14 protein-coding genes are annotated in these 20,784 nt (G+C 56.4%); 7 read left to right on the top strand and 7 right to left on the bottom strand.

Going from position 1 to position 20,784, the window contains the following annotated elements:
- The first annotated feature begins 71 nt into the window (after positions 1-71).
- Positions 72-599, top strand: coding sequence for a single-stranded DNA-binding protein (gene ssb, locus Q1A43_RS06400; protein ID WP_299933550.1), 528 nt, complete (start codon positions 72-74; stop codon positions 597-599).
- A gap of 130 nt (positions 600-729) precedes the next feature.
- Here the strand turns inward: ssb and aroB are convergent, their stop codons facing one another.
- Together aroB and Q1A43_RS06390 are read right to left on the bottom strand one after the other, a co-directional pair.
- On the bottom strand, positions 730-1,836 hold the full coding sequence (gene aroB / locus Q1A43_RS06395) for a 3-dehydroquinate synthase (protein ID WP_299933548.1): 1,107 nt from the start codon (positions 1,834-1,836) through the stop codon (positions 730-732).
- Complete coding sequence (locus Q1A43_RS06390; RefSeq protein ID WP_299933546.1) at positions 1,833-2,405, bottom strand: shikimate kinase; 573 nt, start codon at positions 2,403-2,405, stop codon at positions 1,833-1,835. The genes aroB and Q1A43_RS06390 overlap by 4 nt, the downstream gene beginning before the upstream one ends.
- 98 nt (positions 2,406-2,503) lie before the next feature.
- On the opposite strand from Q1A43_RS06390, the gene Q1A43_RS06385 reads away from it, so the two are divergent.
- Genes Q1A43_RS06385 through Q1A43_RS06375 form a run of 3 tightly spaced genes read left to right on the top strand, consistent with a single transcriptional unit; the run spans position 2,504 to position 5,059 of the window.
- Positions 2,504-2,653 carry a hypothetical protein gene (locus Q1A43_RS06385; RefSeq protein ID WP_299921475.1) on the top strand — a complete coding sequence of 50 codons (150 nt, stop codon included), beginning with the start codon at positions 2,504-2,506 and terminating at the stop codon, positions 2,651-2,653.
- Positions 2,625-4,136, top strand: a complete 1,512-nt coding sequence (locus Q1A43_RS06380) for a hypothetical protein (RefSeq protein WP_299933545.1) — start codon at positions 2,625-2,627, stop codon at positions 4,134-4,136. Before Q1A43_RS06385 ends, Q1A43_RS06380 begins: the two co-directional genes overlap by 29 nt.
- Positions 4,133-5,059 (top strand): site-specific tyrosine recombinase XerD, encoded by a 927-nt coding sequence (locus tag Q1A43_RS06375; RefSeq protein WP_299921471.1) that lies wholly within the window; start codon positions 4,133-4,135, stop codon positions 5,057-5,059. Before Q1A43_RS06380 ends, Q1A43_RS06375 begins: the two co-directional genes overlap by 4 nt.
- On the opposite strand, the gene Q1A43_RS06370 is transcribed toward Q1A43_RS06375, so the two are convergent.
- A complete protein-coding gene (locus Q1A43_RS06370; RefSeq protein WP_366944244.1) occupies positions 5,056-5,964 on the bottom strand; it encodes a metallophosphoesterase family protein in 909 nt (302 codons plus the stop codon). The genes Q1A43_RS06375 and Q1A43_RS06370 overlap by 4 nt on opposite strands.
- Here Q1A43_RS06370 and Q1A43_RS06365 point away from each other — a divergent pair.
- Positions 5,963-7,294 carry an HlyC/CorC family transporter gene (locus tag Q1A43_RS06365; protein ID WP_299933543.1) on the top strand — a complete coding sequence of 444 codons (1,332 nt, stop codon included), beginning with the start codon at positions 5,963-5,965 and terminating at the stop codon, positions 7,292-7,294. The genes Q1A43_RS06370 and Q1A43_RS06365 overlap by 2 nt on opposite strands.
- Here the strand turns inward: Q1A43_RS06365 and Q1A43_RS06360 are convergent.
- Complete coding sequence (locus Q1A43_RS06360) at positions 7,291-9,090, bottom strand: methyl-accepting chemotaxis protein (protein WP_299933541.1); 1,800 nt, start codon at positions 9,088-9,090, stop codon at positions 7,291-7,293. The two genes, Q1A43_RS06365 and Q1A43_RS06360, sit on opposite strands and share 4 nt — an antisense overlap.
- Before the next feature lie 233 nt (positions 9,091-9,323).
- On the opposite strand from Q1A43_RS06360, the gene Q1A43_RS06355 reads away from it, so the two are divergent.
- Both Q1A43_RS06355 and Q1A43_RS06350 read left to right on the top strand, forming a co-directional pair.
- On the top strand, positions 9,324-11,735 hold the full coding sequence (locus tag Q1A43_RS06355) for an FAD-dependent oxidoreductase (protein ID WP_299933539.1): 2,412 nt from the start codon (positions 9,324-9,326) through the stop codon (positions 11,733-11,735).
- 69 nt (positions 11,736-11,804) lie between these two features.
- Positions 11,805-12,413, top strand: coding sequence for a nucleotidyltransferase family protein (locus Q1A43_RS06350; RefSeq protein WP_299933537.1), 609 nt, complete (start codon positions 11,805-11,807; stop codon positions 12,411-12,413).
- Positions 12,414-12,421: 8 nt separating this feature from the next.
- Here the strand turns inward: Q1A43_RS06350 and Q1A43_RS06345 are convergent, their stop codons facing one another.
- The 3 genes from Q1A43_RS06345 to Q1A43_RS06335 all read right to left on the bottom strand — a co-directional run.
- Positions 12,422-13,372 (bottom strand): helix-turn-helix domain-containing protein, encoded by a 951-nt coding sequence (locus Q1A43_RS06345; protein ID WP_299933535.1) that lies wholly within the window; start codon positions 13,370-13,372, stop codon positions 12,422-12,424.
- A gap of 71 nt (positions 13,373-13,443) precedes the next feature.
- A complete protein-coding gene (locus Q1A43_RS06340; RefSeq protein ID WP_299933533.1) occupies positions 13,444-17,751 on the bottom strand; it encodes a Hint domain-containing protein in 4,308 nt (1,435 codons plus the stop codon).
- Positions 17,752-18,099: 348 nt separating this feature from the next.
- Positions 18,100-20,784: Ig-like domain-containing protein (locus tag Q1A43_RS06335; protein WP_299933531.1), on the bottom strand; the 2,685-nt coding region annotated here is incomplete at its 5' end.

Here is a 20,784-nt window from a genome sequence, read left to right as displayed (position 1 = left end):
TCCGCCCATTCGCTGGTATAGGTTCGGCAAACATTTGCCGAAAGATTCGCACAAGAGCGCAAGGAGAGAGTATGGCCGGTTCCGTGAACAAGGTGATCCTAGTGGGTAATCTGGGACGTGATCCCGAGGTCCGCAGTTTTCAAAACGGCGGCAAGGTCTGCAACCTGCGCATCGCCACATCCGAAACATGGAAAGACCGCAGCACCGGCGAACGCCGTGAAAAGACCGAATGGCATTCGGTCGCGATCTTCCAAGAGGGCTTGGTTCGCGTGGCCGAACAATACCTCCGCAAAGGCTCCAAAGTTTACATCGAAGGCCAGCTGCAAACCCGCAAATGGCAAGATCAGTCCGGAGCCGATCGCTATTCAACCGAAGTCGTCCTTCAAGGCTTTGGCGGCACGTTGGTAATGCTCGATGGTCGTGATGGCGGCGGCGGCGGTGGTGGCCAAGGTGGCGGCTACGGCGGCGGCGGCGACTATGGCGGTGGCCAAGGTGGCGGTTATGACGATCCCGGCTATGGCGGCGGCCAAGGTGGCGGCGGCGGTCAGGAAAAATCGCGCCCACCGGCGCGCGATATCGACGACGAAATCCCGTTTTAAGACCAAAGGCCGGCCATTGTGTCGGCCTTTTCATTTGCTTCGGGTGTCTGAGCTTTCAAAAAATCCATTACCCCTCCGCGCACCTAAACCAAGCGCGCGGAAGCGCATAATGTAACAACGTTTTTGATGTTTAGATCAGCTGATCTTTCAGTAACGTCAGCACTTTATCCGACGGAACATCTGCGGTGACAAAGCTATCACCGATGCCACGCGCTAGAATAAACCGAAGTTGGCCATCGACAACTTTCTTGTCCTGCCCCATCAGGTCCAATAGCGCTTCGGCCCCCGGCAAATCGCCCGGAATATCTGACAGATCGCATTTCATCCCCATCGCTTTTAGATGCGCACGCACCCGGCTTGGGTCTTCCTGACTGCACAATCCCAAACGTGACGACAGCTCAAAGGCCAAAGCGCACCCAATCGCCACCCCTTCGCCGTGCAACAAGCGGTCCGAAAACCCGGTTGCCGCCTCAAGAGCATGGCAAAACGTATGACCAAGGTTAAGCAAGGCTCGGTCCCCTTGCTCGGTTTCATCCCGCAAAACGATCTCGGCTTTCATTTCAACCGACCGTTTGACCGCGTAAATCCTTGCCTCAGCATCACCTGCCGCTGCCCGTTCTCCATTGGCCTCAAGCCAATCCCAGAACGCCGCATCCCCCAGCAACCCGTATTTGGTCACCTCACCATACCCAGCAAGGTAATCGCGTTTCGTCAATGTCCCAAGCACATCGATATCGGCCAGAACCAAAGACGGCTGGTGAAAAGCCCCAATCAGGTTTTTCCCTTGTGGTGCATTGATCCCGGTCTTGCCACCGACCGAACTATCGACTTGCGCCAACAAGGACGTCGGGATCTGCACAAACCGCACGCCACGGCGCAAAACGGCCGCGGCAAAGCCCACAAGATCGCCAATCACACCGCCGCCAAGGGCTATAACCACATCGCGCCGCTCAACCTTTTGTTCCAACAACCATTCCACGGTGCGGGTGAAATGCGGCCAGCTTTTGGTCGCCTCCCCGGCGGGCAAAGTCATCGAAACATGCTCGACCCCTTCGATCTCTAGGGCACGAGTTAGTGTTTCAAGGTGCAAGGCCGCTACGTTTTCATCACTAACGATAGCAACTCGCTGACGTTTGAGAAGGGGTGCAATATGTGCCCCCGCTTGATCCAAAAGCCCCTGCCCGATCCGCACTTCGTATTCGCGGCCCTCTAGGGGGACCTCGACCACTTCGATCATGTCGCTACCTCCAAAACATCCGGACGCTCTTGCAGCAAAGCATCCTGAACACGACGCCCCATTTCTTCAAGCGTCGCACCACCACCGGAAAGCACCGACATATCCGCCAATGAATAGATGGGAACGCGTGTCTGAAAAATCTCGCTCAAGGTTTTCTTGGGGTTCTCAGTTTTCAACAACGGACGTGTGTCCTTGTGACGTACCCGTTCCCACAAAACCTCAAGGTCCGCATTCAGCCAGATCGACACGCCTTTTTCGGTGATCATCTGGCGATTGCGCTCTGCCAAGAACGCCCCGCCGCCAGTCGACAACACACAAGGTGTTCCCGCCAAAAGCCGTTCTATCACCTGACTTTCCTTGTCGCGAAAAAACGGTTCACCGTCGCGGGCAAAGATTTCGGCGATGCTCATATTGGCCGCTTCTTCGATCTCATGATCGGAATCAAGGAAGTCCACCCCGAGCTGGGCCGCCAATGTGCGACCCACCGCCGTCTTCCCTGCGCCCATCATGCCAACCAAAACCACGGTCTTGCGCAAAATCACGTGTTTGTGGGGTTGCTCCTCGGCCATCTCTCGCTCATTCCTTATTTCGTTGCGTGAATGACGTGAACCGGCCAAAAAGGCTAGGTATAAGTTCGAAAAAACGACGTGGCAGGGAAACGATCCATATGGGGCGCTTATTGAAATGGCTGTTCATTCTGGCTTTGCTGGGGGCGCTCGCGCTTGTGGCCTATGCCTATATCGGCCCGTTTTTTGGGGCAGATTTCAGCCCGCCGCAAACAGAAATCCATGTACCTGTTGAGCTGGATGCGAATTAAACCGATTCTCTGGGCCGGTTTGGCCCTTGCTGCCCTGCCAAGTTTTGTCGCAGGCCAAAGCAACCCCGCCGCACAAAACGCGCCGGTTGCCCAAAGCGCTTTGCCGCCACAAATCGAATCAACCCCCTTGGAGTCACAAGGCCCCGGCGCGGTTGGTCTGCTGCCCAGTACAAAAACCGGCCTACCGGGGAGCCTCTGGCTTGGCTCAGACCCAGAAACTTTGTCAAACCTGATCCGCGCGGTTGACCAACCGGTCCCGGCGTTGCGCAATCTGATGCGCACCTTGATGGTTGCCGAGGCCGATCCTCCCGCCGGCGGGGCTGCTTCTGTTGCCCATCTCGGCCATCGTCTCGATTGGCTGTTGGACCATGGGTCGGTCGACGAAGCCTTGGCCATGCTCGACATTGTCGGCGTTGATGACCCACAACTGTTTTCCCGTTGGGCCGATCTCAATCTCTTGGTTGGTCGCCCCGACCCCGTATGTCGGACCTTGCTGGCCCGTCCACGCCTATCAAGTGACTTTGGCTTGCGAATTTACTGCACGGCTCGCGGCGGCGATTGGAACCGCGCAGCATTGATCCTGCGCAGCGCCGAAACCTTGGGCGAATTGGACAGCCGTAAATCCGACCTCTTGGCGCGTTTCCTTGATCCGGAACTGCACGAAGACAGCCCGCCTTTGTTGCCGCCAGTCCGGCCAACTCCTCTTGAGTTTCGCCTGTTTGAAGCCTTGGGAGAGCCCCTGCCAACCGCACCATTGCCGTTGCAATTTTCGGTGCTTGACCTCAACGGTGACAACGGGTGGCGCGCACAGATCGAAGCCGCAGAACGCCTTGCCCGGATCGGCAGCTTGCCTGCCAATCAACTGCTGGGCCTTTACACGCAACGCCAAGCCGCTGCGTCCGGCGGGGTTTGGGACCGTGTCAGCGCCTTGCAACGTTTTGAACAAGAGCTCACCCGCGGTCGCCCCGACGCGGTTTCAAGCGCTTTGATCGAAGTCTGGCCACAGATGCGCAGTGCGCGATTGCTTGACCCGTTTGCCGACTTGTTTGCGACCCGCTTGTCTCAGGTCGACTTGTCCGGTCGCGCCCAGGGCATTTTAAGACGCGCGGTGTTCTTATCACCTCAGTTCGAAGAATTGGCCGCGACCCTTCCGCAAGACAATGCCGAAACAAGGTTTTTCACCAGCATCGCACGTGGAGGCCCGCCATCCGAAACTGATCTCCCCGACCTTGATCATGTTACACCGGTGGCATTGGGTTTTGGTACTGCGGATATTCCGGAAACTCTTAAGGAACAGCTTAGACAAGGGCGTTTGGGCGAAGTCATATTGCGCGCTATGTCGTTGTTTGCTAGTGGCGCACAGGGCAATGGCCAAGATATGACTGATGCTTTGGCGACCTTCCGAGGCGTTGGGCTTGAGGAAACGGCGCGCCGCGCCGCCCTCCAGCTCATTATCTTGGATGCTGAAAGAGCCCGGCGATGACACCAAATCGTTGGATTTCGGTCTTTCTAGAAGCCATTGCAGCCGAACGTGGCGCGGCCTCCAATACCTTGGTGGCCTATGAGCGTGATCTCGATCACGTATCGGTTTGGCTAGGTGATCAAGGGTCTGACTTTTTGGTCGCAACCCGCACAGATATCGAAGCCTATCTTGTACATTGCGATATTCTAGGTCTGTCCCGGGCCACACGCGCCCGTCGCCTATCGTCGATCAAACAACTCTACCGTTTTGCCTTTGAAGAAGGGTTGCGCACCGACAATCCAGCGGTCCAAATCACCGGCCCCGGTCGTGACAAACGTCTACCAAAAACCCTATCCACCGATGAGGTTGACCGCCTCCTTATCGCGGCGAGTGCCCATGGCCGCACCCAACATGACCGGTTGCGCAACACCTGTTTGATGCAGGTTCTCTATGCCACGGGAATGCGGGTGACCGAGCTGGTCTCGTTGCCCGTGTCCGCTGCACGCGGTGACCCGCGCATGTTGTTGGTTCGCGGTAAGGGAGACAAGGAACGCATGGTTCCGCTTTCACCACCGGCGCGAAAGGCCTTGGCTGTTTGGCTGGCGGCACGCGATGCTCAGGATGCGCTGGCGCAGGAAAAGGGCAAAGCAGCATCCAGCTATCTGTTCCCCTCGCGGGGGAAATCCGGCTATCTGACCCGCCATGCGTTTTATTTGCTGATCAAAGAGTTTGCTGTCGAAGCGGGAGTGTCACCGGACAAGGTTACGCCGCACACATTGCGCCACGCCTTTGCCACACACCTCTTGGCCAATGGCGCGGATTTACGGGCGATCCAAACCCTGCTTGGCCATGCGGATGTGGCGACGACCGAAATCTACACACATGTGCTTGAAGAACGGCTCAAAGAGCTGGTTTTGGAACATCACCCATTGGCGGATGACTAACCGGCTTTGACATCGCGGCGCAACTCCAGCGGCAAAACATCTTCTGATGGCCAAAATCCTGAGGTCAGACCAAGGTGATAGCCTTGCGTTAACCCCGCCTTCTCCATGGCGGCGCGCGCGCCGATATGATCGTAAGTTAGGTCAAAAAACTCGACTTTCCCTTGATCCAACACCACAAACCGCCCGGTTTGGCATCCGTCATTGGGCGGCATGCCAATCACGCCGGCATTGATCCATCGAACGTCCCCTATGCGACGATCAAAGGGGATACCGCTATGCCCGGCGAACACATAATTCGGTGTGCCCTTTCCTGATCGCGTCGCAAGTTCTCTTAGCTCTTCATCAAATTCGGCTTGCGGTGAACAGGACCAGAGAAAACGGCTGATGTCTGTGAGGCCTCCATGGATGCAGAAACAATCGGGGGCGCTTTCCCCACGTCCGAAACTGATTGAATCTGGCAGCTCCATCATCCAATTGCGCGCGTCTTGATCAAGAGCCGCGCTCGCAAAGGAAAACCAACCAGCCGACAAGAGATCGCAGGTCGTGCCCTCTTCAAAACCACATCCGCAATCCTGCGCACCGCTGGCAAGTTGCCTTTCGCAATTGCCTGCCACAACGGCGCATCCCCAATCACGGATCTCGGCAACCGTCTCCGCTGGGTTTCCACAATAAGCCACCACGTCGCCGGTGCAAATACAGCGCTCGGATGGAATGCCCCGCCGCTGCGCTTCGGCACGCATCGCCTGAGTGGCTTGCAAGTTCGAATATGGGCCACCAAAGATCAAAACCGGCCCGTCTTCGTCAAAAAGATGCACATTACGAAAGGCTTCCATGGCCTGCTCCCCTTGATTGCGCGCCGCCCCGGCCCCATAACCTGCGTAACCATAAAGGAAAGCCCAACGCATGGAAGCCGAGACCAGCCTGATTGACTCCGCATTTTGGATCACATCCTTGTCAATTCTGGCGCTTTTGACCCTATCCGCCTTTTTCTCAGGCTCGGAAACCGCGCTGACCGCCGCGTCGCGGGGCAAATTGCGCGCCGCCCATGACAAAGGGTCCCGTGGGGCCACAACTGCGCTGGAGATTACCGAAGACAATGAACGTCTGATCGGGTCGGTCTTGCTGGGCAACAACCTTGTGAATATTTTGGCAACCTCGCTTGCCACGGCCTTGTTCACGCGCCTTTTCGGTGAAAGCGGCGTTGCGCTTGCCACCTTGGTCATGACACTTTTGGTTTTGATTTTCGCAGAGGTCCTGCCCAAGACCTACGCGATCACAAACCCCGAAACCGCCGCTGCGCGTGTCGCCACTCCGATTAGCTTTATTGTGCGCTGGTTTGCGCCGGTGGTATCGGCTGTGCGTCTCTTGGTGCGGGGCGTGCTTAGTCTCTTTGGTGTGCAAACCGATCCCGACAGCCATATCCTTGCCGTACGTGAGGAAATCGCCGGTGCTTTACAGCTTGGCCACTCCGAAGGTGTCGTCGAAAAGGAAGACCGAGACCGAATTTTGGGTGCCTTGGACTTAGCGGAACGCACCGTCGAGGAAATCATGCTTCACCGCTCTGGCATCGAAATGATTGATGCCGATGCGCCACCTCAGGACATCCTTGCGCAGTGTCTACAGAGTAGCCATACCCGCCTACCCGTCTTTCGAGATGACCCGGAAAACATCATCGGTGTGATCCACGCCAAAGACCTGTTGCGCGCCATGTATGGACTTTTGGACGGGGCAGAAACGGCTGCCGATGCGCTCAAAGGGTTCAAGGTGACAGATGTCGCGATGAAACCCTATTTTGTGCCCGACACCACGGCTTTGGATGATCAGATGCGGCAATTTCTACGCCGCCGGACGCACTTTGCGCTGGTCGTCGATGAATACGGATCATTGCAAGGGCTGATCACACTCGAAGATATTCTCGAAGAAATCGTTGGTGAAATCACCGATGAATTTGACCCAGATGCCGAGCAGGAAATTCGCAAGTCCGAAGATGGGGATTACCTCATCGAAGGCGCTATGACGATCCGTGATTTCAATCGTGCAACCGATTGGACATTGCCTGATGATGAGGCCAATACGGTTGCCGGACTGGTCATTCACGAAGCCCAGATGATCCCTGTTGTGGGTCAAGTATTCTCTTTCCACAACTTTCGCTTTCAAGTCATGGAACGTGAACACAACCGGATTACACTGTTGAAAGTCCGCCCTCTGGTCAGTGCTGCTATGCAAGCGACTTAAGCTGCGTCAGAGATCGGTTCCACGTCGGCCTTTTCAAGTTTGAAATGTGAAACGCGCTGCGCCAGTTCGACCGCCTTTCGAGTAAGTATTTCAGATTCCGACAGCGTTTCCTGAAACATCGCCGCGTTTTGCTGGGTAGAACGATCCAACTCGGCCATCGCATTGTTGATTTCTGACAAGCCAATTGATTGCTCTTTGGTACCCGATGTGATGTTGGCCACATGGCCGCTGATTTGAGACACAGAATCCGAGATTTCACCCAGTGCTTTGCCGGCCCCGTCGACAAGCTCGCTGCCGCGCGACACCTCATCGCCACTTGCGGTAATAAGGCTTTTGATTTCACTCGCAGCCTCAGAGGCACGCCCTGCCAATGCACGTACTTCGCTGGCCACAACTGCAAAACCCTGACCGCTTTCACCTGCACGCGCAGCTTCGACCCCGGCATTGAGAGCAAGCAAGTTCGTTTGAAAGGCAATGTCATCAATCACACTTGTGATCTTGGAAATTTCTTTTGACGAGCCTTCAATCTCATTCATTGCGCCAACGGCCTGATCGACAACTGTTCCGCTTGTCGCCGCGCGATCCTGAGCACCTTTGACGATACCATCAACATCTTCGGCACTTTGGGCAGCTTGGTTGACCGTGTTCGTCAATTCTTCCAAAGCGGCTGCTGTTTCTTCCAATGTCGCTGCGGAGCGTTCCGAACTCACTGCGACCCGTTGAGCGGAATCGTTGATGCCTCGACTGCGTGCTTCCAATTCAGAAGACATCGCTATGATATTTCCGATCAAATCGCGCAACGTTTCGACGGTTTGATTAAAGTCCAACCGTAGCTTTTCATACAGGCCCGAATACTCATTTGTGATGTCCACCTGCAGGTTCCCACAAGCAAGGCCATTCAAACCTTCGGCCAACTCCTCAACAATATCCTGCTGCATTTGCATGTCAGCTTCACGTTCAGCGCGTGCGAGTTCCTCTTTGGCTTCCAGCTCGGCTTTGGTTTTCATAGCATCGCGAAACACCAGAATGCTTTGCGCCATTTGTGCCATCTCCGTTCGTCCCTTGGTGTAGGGAACCGGCTCATCATAGTTGCCTTCTGAAAGGGAATGCATTCTGTTTTTCAAGCGCTTGACCGGTCGACTGATGCTTACGGCCAAAAGCCCACCGATGATCATAATCGCGGCAATGCCTGCGCCAATCAATGTCATCAAGGTGTTGCGAACCTCTGCTGTCATGGCTTCGATGTCGGTCACAAACGTGCCAGTTCCAACCATCCACCCCCAGGGTTCGAAAGGCAAAACATAGCTCATCTTGGTTTCGAACTGTTCGCTGCCCTCGGTGGTGCCGCGATTCCAGATGTAGTAAAATGCCCCGCCTTGCGGCCCGCTCTGTGCCAGAGCAATCCCTTCTTGGTAGATCTTTTGGCCGCTTTTATCTTCTAATTCCCACTGATTTGATCCCAACAGACTATCCCGCGGATGCGCCGTCACATTGGCCTCATAGTCCGAGGCAAACATGTATTCGGAACCACTGTAGCGCACGATCGCCAGACGCTTGGCCCCTTCGGCTTGGGCGTCTTCAAGTGTCATCTCCCCGGCATCAACCTCGGCTTGCAACGCAACCAACTGACTACGCGCGGTTTCAACAACATCCTTCAGATGCGCTTCTCTCAGAGCATAGGTATTTCGCTCCATCATCGAGACCGACACCCAAGCTGCGCCAAGACTGGACGCTATGAAAAAAGCGATCAGCAAATAGACTTTGGAGGCGATACTTAGACGAAAGAGTGCGGACATTCATGCGGCTCCGATATTCGGGGGTTTGGCTTACATTTCGACCGAGCCTAGGCATCAAATATTTATCTCTGCTGAAATAAGCAGCAGATCGTCCAAAAAAGCGCTTAAAGTTAAAGATTTCCCGCAGAGGTATCAAAAGCGACACAATGTGTCGTGTTTGGGGAAAGCGAAGGCATTTGCGGCTTCCTAGACTTATCTCATATCCGTAAAAAACCACCTGCAAGGAGACTGCCATGAAGACCACCACCCGTGTTGTCGTGATCGGAGGCGGCGTTGTAGGAGCATCGGTTTTGTACCACCTGACCAAGCTGGGTTGGTCTGATGTTATGTTGTTGGAGCGTTCTGAGCTTACCAGCGGCTCAACCTGGCACGCGGCAGGTGGATTTCACACCCTAAACGGCGATACCAACATGGCCGCACTTCAGGGGTACACGATCAACCTTTACAAAGAGTTAGAAGAAATCACCGGCATGTCATGTGGCTTGCACCATGTCGGTGGCCTAACCCTTGCCGATAACCAAGACCGGTTTGACATGTTGTTGGCAGAACGCGCCAAACATCGTTTCATGGGCCTTGAAACCGAGATTTTCAGCCCTGACGACATTAAAAAATTCGCACCGATAATCAACACGGATGGGATCATAGGCGCGCTTTATGACCCGCTTGATGGCCATCTCGATCCGTCGGGAACCACCCATGCCTATGCCAAAGCCGCGCGCCTTGGTGGAGCGGACATCGTCACACATACCAAGGTGATTGAAACCAACCAGCGCACCGATGGCACATGGGATGTCGTCACCGACAAGGGCACCATTCACACCGAACATGTGGTGAATGCCGGTGGCCTTTGGGCGCGAGAGGTCGGGGAGATGGCCGGTGTTTACCTGCCACTGCACCCGATGGAACATCAATACATCGTCACCGACGACATTGCCGACATCTATGAACGCGAGACCGAACACCCCCATGTCATGGACCCGGCTGGTGAAAGCTATCTGCGCCAAGAGGGCCGCGGTCTATGTATTGGATTTTACGAACAACCTTGCCGCCCATGGGCTGTGGATGGCACGCCTTGGGACTTTGGTCACGAATTGCTCCCGGATGATTTTGACAAGATCGAAGACAGCATCGCCTTTGCCTATAAACGTTTTCCTGTTTTGGAGACCGCCGGGGTCAAATCGGTGATCCACGGGCCGTTCACCTTTGCCCCCGATGGCAACCCGCTTGTCGGCCCCATACCGGGGCTGCGCGGCTATTGGAGCGCTTGTGGTGTCATGGCCGGGTTTAGCCAAGGCGGCGGTGTGGGTTTGATGTTGGCGCAGTGGATGGTGCAAGGCGAATGCGAACGCGATACTGCGGCGATGGACGTAGCCCGCTATGGGCGCTGGATCACACCGGGGTACACCTTGCCCAAGGTGGTCGAGAATTATCAGACCCGCTTTAGCGTCTCCTACCCCAACGAAGAGCTACCCGCCGCAAGGCCGCTTCGCACGACACCGATGTATGACGTCTTTGACAAGATGGGCGCGGTTTGGGGGCAGCAATACGGGTTAGAAGTGCCCAATTACTTTGCCGCTCCAGATGAGCCGCGCCTTGAAACACCGTCTTTCCGCCGCTCCAACGCTTTTGAGGCCACTGCGCGCGAGGTCAAAGCCGTACGCGAGGCCGTCGGGATCAACGAGGTCCAGAATTTTGGCAAATACAATGTGCAAGGATCGGGCGCGCGCGCCTGGCTTGACCGTATCATGGCGGGGCGCATCCCCAAGCCGGGGCGGCTTTCCCTAACGCCAATGTTGTCCCCCAAGGGGCGCATCATCGGGGATTTCACCGTAAGTTGCCTGAGCGAAACGCATTTCCAAATCACCGGCTCATATGGCGCGCAGGCCTATCACATGCGGTGGTTTATGGCGCATGAGCCAGAGGGCGATGTGACCCTCGACAACGTATCGGACCGGCGCACCGGGTTTCAGATTGCCGGACCACGTGCCAGGGATCTTTTGCAGGCAGTTGCACGCCAAGACATCTCGGACATGCGGTTCATGGATGTGCGTCAGGTCACCATCGGGCTATCGACCGCCATTGTGCAGCGGGTGAGCTATACCGGCGATCTGGGCTATGAAATCTATGTAGATGCCATGGAACAACGCGCCCTTTGGCAGACCCTATGGGACGCGGGGCAACCTTTGGGGTTAAAACCCTTTGGCATGCGGGCGATGATGAGCCTGCGGTTGGACAAGTTCTTTGGCTCTTGGGGGCGTGAGTTTTCACCTGATTATACGCCGGCGGAAACCGGTTTAGACCGTTTCATTTCATGGAAGAAAACCACCGATTTCATCGGTCGCGCCGCCGCCGAGGCCGAGCGGAACGCCCCACCAGAGCGGACCTTGGTGGCCTTTGAGGTTGACGCAATAGACACTGACGTAAATGCCTATGAACCCGTGTGGATAGGGGGAAAGGTTCAGGGGTTCTGCACGTCAGGCGGGTATTCACATCATTTGGGCAAATCGATTGCGCTCGCCTTGGTGCCCCGTGCAATGGTATCAGAAGATATGAAGGCCGAGATCGAAATCCTTGGAAAGATGTGCAATTCTCGCCTTTTGACTGCCCCCTTGTTTGATGCAAACGGGGATCGAATGCGCGGCTGACACAACCACGGCGATATTAGCACAAAGAAAGCTCTGCGTGATTGTGCCATTTGCGGCTATGGTGCGGCCATGCTTGATATTGCCATTGTGATTCCCGCCGCCGGGGCCAGCCGACGGATGCGGGGCCAAGACAAATTGCTACAGGATGTTGGCGGCGTGCCGATGCTGCGCCGCCAAGTCGAAACCGCCTTGGCAACGGGCGCGCATGTGTGCGTGACCTTGCCCGATCATGATCATCCACGCGCCGCAGCGCTTCAGGGGTTGCCCGTGCAAATGGTCGCCGTGCCCGATGCCAATTTGGGCATGTCGGCTTCGCTCCGGCGTGGGGTTGGGATGTTGCCACGCAATCAACGCGCGGTGATGATCCTCCCGGCGGATATGCCGGACCTGACAACCGAAGATTTGCTGGCCGTCTATCAAGGGTTTTGCAACGAGGCGCATCCGACCTTGCAACAAGCCACAAGCGCCGATGGCACCCCCGGTCACCCGGTTCTGTTCCCAGCGGATTGTTTTACCGCGCTGATGGCCGTATCCGGCGATCAAGGTGCGCGCGCGGTTTTAAAGGCCAACAAATACCGGTTGCGCCGGGTCGCCTTGTCGGATGATCGTGCCCTTGTCGATCTCGATACGCCCGAAGCTTGGGCCGCGTGGCGCGCCAAAACGGCCGAAATGGTTTAAGGGCCCCCTTAACTCACACGCGACTTAAGCAGCTCGGTTGGAGTCAGACCAAATTCGGCACGAAAGCATTTGGCAAAATGGCCCGGAGATTGGAAGCCGCAAGCAATCGCGACTTCGATCACCGGCATTTTGGTTTGTGTCAAAAGGAAATAGGCACGACGCAGGCGCAGATGCATGTAATAACGTTTTGGGCTTTGGCCGAGGTGTTTGTTGAACAACCGTTCCAATTGCCGCGTCGACACACCAATTTCAGCGGCGATTTGCGGTGGAGTCACAGGGAATTCCAGATTGGATTCCATGATTTCCAGCGCCGCGACGGTTGGGGCGTTTTTGACCCGCGTGCGCGCCGAGGCCTCGGCAGAAGCGACTTGTTGAACCTGTTGAAGCGTCACATAGTTCATTGATTCCGAGACGCGGCCGGAAAACTCTTCGCCCATATATTCGGCGACAAACCCCAGAAACAAATCAATCGCCGAGACGCCGCCAGAGCTGCTGCACCGCGTTCCATCCCCGACAAAGGGGCGTGGGCTAAGCTCATGATCTGGGAACATTTCACGATAGGCATCGCGAAATTGCCAATGCAGGGTCACAGCCGCGTTTTCGACCAACCCCGCATAGGCCAGAACAAACGCCCCGGTGGTAAGCCCCGAGACACGCACCCCACGGCGCGCATGTCGCCCTAACCATACCGTCAATTTCGGGTCTTCTAGCGCGGCCACATCCGGCCCGCCGACGATGACCACCTCTTGGGGGCTATGAATGTCGTCCAGCGATTGGCAGGTAAATTCGCGGGTACCAATAGACGAAATGGGTGTTGGCCCGCTGCTGTGGATGGACCATGTGAACAGCTCCTGCCCGGCGGTGTAATTGGCATTTTGCAACGTTTCCAGCGCCGACACCAAAGACAGCAATTGATATCGCCCCATCAGGACAAAGTGGAAATGCTGATGTGCCTGCATGGGTGCTCCCGGATTGCTGTCAATCATTTAGAAGACCGACGGAAGCACAGAGTTAGAAAGCGCGCAATGATTCAGGCGCGTAGCTGGGCGACAACCAATTGCGCCTGATAGGATTTCAACGACGGGCGCGCCGCAGCAAACCGCCGATTGCGACGGTCGGGTTGGGCAAGATCGGGGAACAGCGACAATAATTCACCGCGTTGCGCCATGTCCATTCCCGCCAATGACAGATCACCGGGTTGAAAGCTTTCGGTCCAACATCCATCGGATTTCACCAACTCATGTCGATCAAACATCAGATGGATATAGCGCACCCCTTGCGGTGGAATGGCCCGGCGCACGCCCGCCAAGCCCAAAAGATCTTGGGCGGCGACCAAAACCTCATCCTCACCAAAGAGTAGCTGTACCTGAGCCGAGCCCAGCGCGACGCGGTGTTGCGGAGAGACCATCATATCGCGCTTGGGCAGTCCTGCGCCCAGCGCACCGGCAGAGATACGGATGGGCTGCAAGGCGGGAGCGGCCCGCAGGTCTGAGCAGCTCAGGGTTTTTGACCCGATCCAGCGCACCGGTTGAACGCCGTTGTCGCGCGTTTGCACCAAGTCGCCGATGCGCACATGTTCGGCGCGCTTTTGCCCCTGTTCCATCTTGATCCGGGTGCCGGGGGTAAAACAGGGCGTATAGTTGATGTTCTCGATCTCCGAGAACGTCAGTGTCGCACCATCCAACCACGTCACCGTGCCATGTTCGGCACCAAGCATGTCGATCGTGGCCGGGCCGGTGATGTTAAGCGTATCCCCCCCGGTTTCCCCAGCTTCGCCACCGGTGATTGTCGCATTGCCGGTGGCCATAGACGTTGCGGTGACGTCAAACGTATCATCCCCATCTTCGCCCAGCGCGGCATCACCGACACCAAGGGTAAAAAAGTCATCACCCTCGCCCCCAGACAGGCTATCAGCACCCGCGCCACCATCCAGCGTATCAGAGCCTGCCCCGCCAATCAGGGTGTCATCCCCCGCCCCGCCATCGGCACTATCGTCACCACCGCCGAGATCGACATTGTCATCGCCCGTCGACCCGGTAAGCGTATCGTCCTGTTCAGACCCAACTACAGTTTCGATTTCGGTAAAAGACGCGGTATTGGCCCCAGACGTCACAACACCGCTTTCGGTATCGCCGGCCCCGTTTTGGCTTAGGTCGATGTGGGCACCGCTTGTCAGGTTCGACAGGTCAAGCGTATCTGCATCACTTCCACTGGTTGCGGTTTCCCCCCCAACAATCGTGTCATCACCAAATCCATCCCGGATGACAAACGTGTCGGCATCCGCGCCCCCCGATAGGCTGTCATCCCCACTATCGGCATCAAGGGTATCATCTCCGTCTTCGCCATAGAGAACGTCATCGCCCAAGACACCGGCAAGGCTGTCACCCCCGGTCCCACCGTACAACGTGTCACTGCCATTGGAGGCCGTTCCGCCCCCATAAAGTGTGTCGTTCCCCGCTCCGCCATAGACAAGGTCATGGCCTATCGAATGGCCAACATAGTCATCCCCATCCCCGGCAAGAACCGTATCATTGCCAGACCCGGAATAAATGCTATCCGCACCCTCCCCGGCATTCAGGGAGTCGTTGCCCCCTGACCCTTGCAGGACATCGTCCCCCAAGCCACCAATCAGGGTATCATCCCCTGATCCGCCATTCAGGCTATCGTTGCCTCCGGCCCCATCGATATTGAGATCAGTGGTAATGCCCAGCGCATCAACATAATCTCCTTCATCGGTTAGAACCAGACGTTCGACCTCCGAGAAAGTGATCGTATCACTTCCCAGAACCATGTTGCCCATTTCATCGCCTGTATAGGTGACGGTCACACTAACCGGGCTGGAATGGATCATGATGAGGTCGCTGTCGGTCCCCCCTTCACCGCCAACAAGCACATCATTGCCGGTGCCATTGTACAAACTAAAGTAATCGCTGCCGTCTTGACCGTATGCGGTGTCATCGCCCGTTCCCAGAACGATGGCATCATCCCCCGTACCGGCATAGATGACATCATCCCCGGCTTGGTCATATACCGTGTCATCCCCGGCATCGGTGATCAGGGTGTCGTTACCTGCTCCGGCCTGAATGTGGTCATTGGCGGCAACACCATCTTCGGCATCAAGGTAATCATCCCCGTCGCCCCCAAACAGCGTGTCGGCACCATCACCACCATAGATCGATGTTCCACCATCCCCAGCAACAAGCCAATCATCGCCGCCATTGCCTTTGATCTCAACGAGGTCGTCATCCCCTACGATCGTATCGTTATGGGAGGAGCCGTCGATCTGTTCGATACCGATCAGCGTGTCACCGGCGGCCTCACCGCCGCTTTCCTTAATACCATCGGTGAGGTCAATATCGATCCCGGAACCAGAACTCCAATAGGCCGCGACATCCCAGTTCCCGAGTGTCCCGTCTAGCGTGTCCGACCCTGCCCCACCTTCGAGTAGCGTATAACTCGACCCGAGTGTCGAATTCCCCACCAGACTGTCGTTGCCTGCTCCACCGCTTAACGAGTCATTGCCTTCCCCCGAAATCAGCGTGTCATTGCCTGAGCCGCTATTAATGTCGTCATTACCATCACCGGCATCGACATACATCGCGTCATCAGCTCCAGCACCCCAGAGGCTGTCGTTTCCGCTGGTTAGGGTAAAGGCTTCGATCTCAGAGAAGTTTATCAGGTCGCCATTGGCCCCGTTGGTGACCGTCCCGGTTTCATTGGTGGTGACCCAAACCGACAGCGGGCTCGACATATAGCTGAAATCAAGGGTGTCGGTGTCTGTGCCACCTTCCCCGCCTTCGACAATATCGTTCTCGAACCCATACCAAAACCCAAAGGTATCGGCCCCGTCACCGCCATAAAGACTATCGGAGCCTGCCTCGCCAAAGAGGCTGTCATCCCCTGTGCCACCATAGATCGTGTCGTGTCCATCGCCGCCGTACAAAAGGTCTTCACCGCTTTGGCCGTCTAGGTAGTCATTCCCCTCACCGCTACCCGATCCGCTTTCGTCATCCAGCGTGTCATTGCCCGCGCCGCCCAGTAGGGTGTCATCCCCCCATTCGCCTTGCAGCCAATCATCCCCATCGCCGCCATCAAGGCTGTCGTTGTCGGCATCCCCATGCAGCGAATCCATGCCGTCGCCACCAAGCAGGGTATCGGCCCCCCCGCCACCATCGATCATGTCATTGCCGGTACCGCCATCGACGCTATCGGCACCGTTCAAGGACCAGACGTTGTCGTTGCCAGCCCCGGCATTGATGCTGTCCTCATCCCCGGACATCCCAAAGGCACCCGTCGCATCGTTGTTGTCGACCCAATCCCCATCGGCATCAAAATAGAACTGGCCAATCTGATCGTCGCCCCCGGTTCCAGTGACAACACCATCACTGGCCGTCAAAACAACGTTTTCGATATTGGTAAAGCTTAGCGTGCCCCCGGACAGGAAATGCACCGTCCCCCCTTCGGACCCGGCATAGCTGACGTAGTCAACATCACCGACCCAGAGGAAATCGTTGTCGCTGCCGCCTTCTCCACCATCAACGGTGTCACCTGCGGCACCATAGATGTGATCGGCCCCGTCGCCACCGTAGAGTTGATCGTTTCCGGCTCCTCCGGTGAGCGTGTCATCACCGCTATCGCCTTGAAGTGTGTCCTGACCATCACCACCAATGATACGGTCACTATCTGTGCCGCCTTGGATCAGGTCTTCGCCATCACCACCATCAAGCCAATCTGACCCGCTCTCCCCATAAAGGCGGTCATTGCCATCGCCACCCATGATAAGGTCATTGCCGCCACCGCCATAAATGGTATCGGCACCGGTGTCTTCCCATCCACCTTGTAGGTAATCATCATCAGTCCCGCCGGTGATCAGGTCTCCATCGGCCCCACCATCGATGTAGTTGGCTCCATCGCCACCATCGAGCGTATCAGCACCCGCTTGGCCATAAATCTCATCGGCCCCGGCCCCGCCAAAAACGGTATCTGTCCCGTCACCCGCATAGACGGTTGTGTCACCGTCCCCTGTGGTGATGGTCTCGCTGCGAAAATCGCCTGATAGGCTGTGGTCACCGTCATTGGTAACCAACGTGTCAAAATATCCCCACTGCGTTCCACCGCCAAGGGTGGCGTCACTGGTGCCGCTGTAACCGGATTGGCCAATCGTAAAACTCGACGAGCCATCCGAAATGGTCAACGCCCCACTCGATTTGTCCATAGTCAGGGTGTAGTTGGCCGGAAGCGTCGAAAAATCCAAGGTATGACCAACACCACCTTCGGTGATGCCAGACCAAAACCCAGCCGAATTCCAATTGCTTGTGGTTACGCTATAAAACGCCATTGCATGTCACCCAGTGCCTTGCCACCCAAAGGCGGCCCCCGACGTGGACGATAACCTTGGGCCTATAAGGATTTCGGTAACGGAATTGGGCACAAAAAAGGCGTTTGCACAGAATTTGAGAGATATTGTCGGCGCGACCGCGCGCTTAGGGCGTTCGTTTGGTACTGATACCCCTGTCGCAAAGGGACGTGACCCACCGCCATGCCGACCGCTCCCTCCCCCCCTTCGCATCGCAACCTTCTGGCCACCAATCAACAAAAAAGGGGCAGCCCAAAAGGGCCGCCCCGTCCCAGCCCAGTGCGATAAGCGCGGGCTGTGCTGCATATTCAGTTGTTTGTTACGACCAGCTTACTTGGTCAGAAGCGCGGCTTCGTGCTTCTTGAGCGAGCGGCGGGCAGAGCCATAAGCCTTGACACCTTCGGCGTGCTCCAATTCTGGGAACAGTTCAAAGATTTCCTGACGCTGGGCGTTGCCGATACCTTTAAGGCTATAGTCACCCGGCTGGAAGCTTTCGGTCCAAGCGCCGTTCGACAAGATCACCTCGTGGTTCTCGAACATGACGTGGATATAGCTCACGCCGAGGCTTTCGACCTCATCCACACCGTCCAGACCGGTCAGGTGCTTGGCTGCGACCAGAACTTCGCGCTCTTCAAAGTACAGAGCGGTCTTGTCATTGGCGACCAACACACGGTGGTTCGGCGAGACCAAGAGGTCATGCTCAGGCAGGTTGTTGCCCAGCGCACCCTTCTGGATCAGGATCGGCTTGAAGTGAGGCTTGCGCGCCAGATCATGCCCGGTCAGGTCTTTGCGACCCAGCCACTTGATTTCCTGAATGCCGTTGTCCCGTGTGATAACACGATCCCCTTCGACCAGATCCTCGACCAAACGCTCACCCGATGGGGTCGCAATCAGCGTACCCGGAGTGAAGCAAACGATCTCTTCGATCTCAAAGAACTCCATGGTGCCGGTGACTTCGCCGTCGCCGTCTAGGAATTCAACGGTGCCGTCGGTCCCGTTGCCATTGCTGTCAGGTGTCTGGTCAACAAGACGCCAGTCAACATCGCGTTCGCCAACACCACCCAGATCGAGGATATCATAGTCATCCCCTTCCGAACCGCCATCAACGGTGTCATTGGCACCGGCTTCGGCACTGTCGACTTGGATCATGTCACGGTCTTCGCCGCCACGGATGCTATCGTCACCGTCGCCACCGTCGAGCGTATCATTGCCCTGACCACCGATCAGCGTGTCATCGTCTCCGCCACCCTCTAGGATGTCTTCGTCGATACCACCAAGCAGACGGTCATCACCCGAGCCACCAATCAGTGTATCGTCATCGTCGCCACCATAGAGCGTGTCATTGCCCAGCGCGCCGTCGAGATAATCACGGTCGTTCTCGGTATTGACGTCAACATCATCGGTCTGAGTTAGCTCAGGTGTGTTGGAGCCATTGATATAATCATCGCCCTGACCGCCATCCAGCGTATCGGAACCATGACCACCAATGATCGAGTCGTCACCTTGACCACCCATGACTTCGTCGTCGTCGATACCGGCATCGATGGTGTCGTTATCCCCGCCACCGTCAATGGTATCGGCATCGTCACCGGTAAAGATCAGATCGTTGCCCAGGTTGCCCTGAATGCTGTCACGACCATCTTCGGTGTTTGGATCACGATCAAAGCCCAGACCCGCCAGTGGCGTGCCATCCGCAAAGGATGGATCGTCGTTCTCGTAGTCAGAGAAGGTGTCGATACCCGCGATGATGGTGTCATCACCCTGACCGCCAAAGATGGTGTCAGCACCTTGGATGTCGTTGACGTAATCGTCACCGCCGCCAAGATCGACAAGGTCATCATCAATACCCGGTGCAACACTGTCATCCCCGCCACCGGCGTTGATGGTGTCGGCGTCGTCACCAGTTTCAATGGTGTCGGAGCCCGACGTGCCATCAATGCTATCCAGATCGTCAGACGGGTCTTCGTCTTCGTCAAAGCCGTTCAGAGGATCAAGCGGTTGCTGATCTGGGCTGACTGGGAACACATCGGTATCGATGCGACCTTGCTCAGGCTCAACAGTGACGATGATCTCACCGGTGTCGGTGCCGCCATTGCCGTCATCCACGGTGTAAGGAATGGTATCCTCACCGATAAAGCCGTCTTCTGGCGTGTAAGTCACGGTGCCATCGGGGTTCAGCGTCGCGGTGCCATTGGTTGGCGTGCCAACCTCGGTCACTGTCAGCGGATCACCATCAGGGTCCGTGTCATTGGCCGCCGGGTTGTCGATGATGACGGGTGTGTCAACATCTGTCGTGGCTTCGTCATCCTCAGCGACAGGATCGCTGTTGCCGCCGCCGTCACCAACCGTCACGGTGACTGTTGCCGTGTCCGTACCGCCATTGCCGTCGGAAATGGTGTAGTCGAATGTATCGGTGCCGGTGAACCCGTCATCAGGTGTGTAGGTCACTGTCCCATCAGCGTTGACTACGACTTCGCCGTTGGCAGGTTCAGTTGTTCCTGTCACCGTCAGAGGGTCATCCTCAGGGTCGTCATCATTGGTCAGAACAGAGATCACAACAGGCGTATCAACAGCCGTTGTTTCCGCATCATCATCCGCATCCGGATCGGTGTTGCCCTCTGGTGTTACGGTGACAACGATCTCACCAGTATCGGTGCCGCCATTGCCGTCATCCACAGTGTAAGGAATGGTATCCTCACCGGTGAAATCATCGGCGGGTGTGTAGGTCACGGTGCCATCGGGGTTCAACGTCGCGGTGCCGTTGGTTGGGTCACCAATTTCGGTCACGGTTAGCGGGTTGCCATCCGGATCAGAGTCGTTGCCTGCCGGATCTTCGATCACAACTGGCGTGCCCTCTGGCGTTGTGGCTTCGTCATCCACGGCCGTCGGAGGCGTGTTTTCGCCCTCTGGTGTCACGGTGACAACGATCTCACCAGTGTCGGTGCCGCCATTGCCGTCATCCACAGTGTAAGGAATGGTATCCTCACCGGTGAAATCATCGGCGGGTGTGTAGGT

Source organism: uncultured Pelagimonas sp. (assembly GCF_947498515.1).
Lineage (GTDB): Bacteria > Pseudomonadota > Alphaproteobacteria > Rhodobacterales > Rhodobacteraceae > Pelagimonas.
This window is presented reverse-complemented; position numbering and strand designations above follow the sequence as displayed.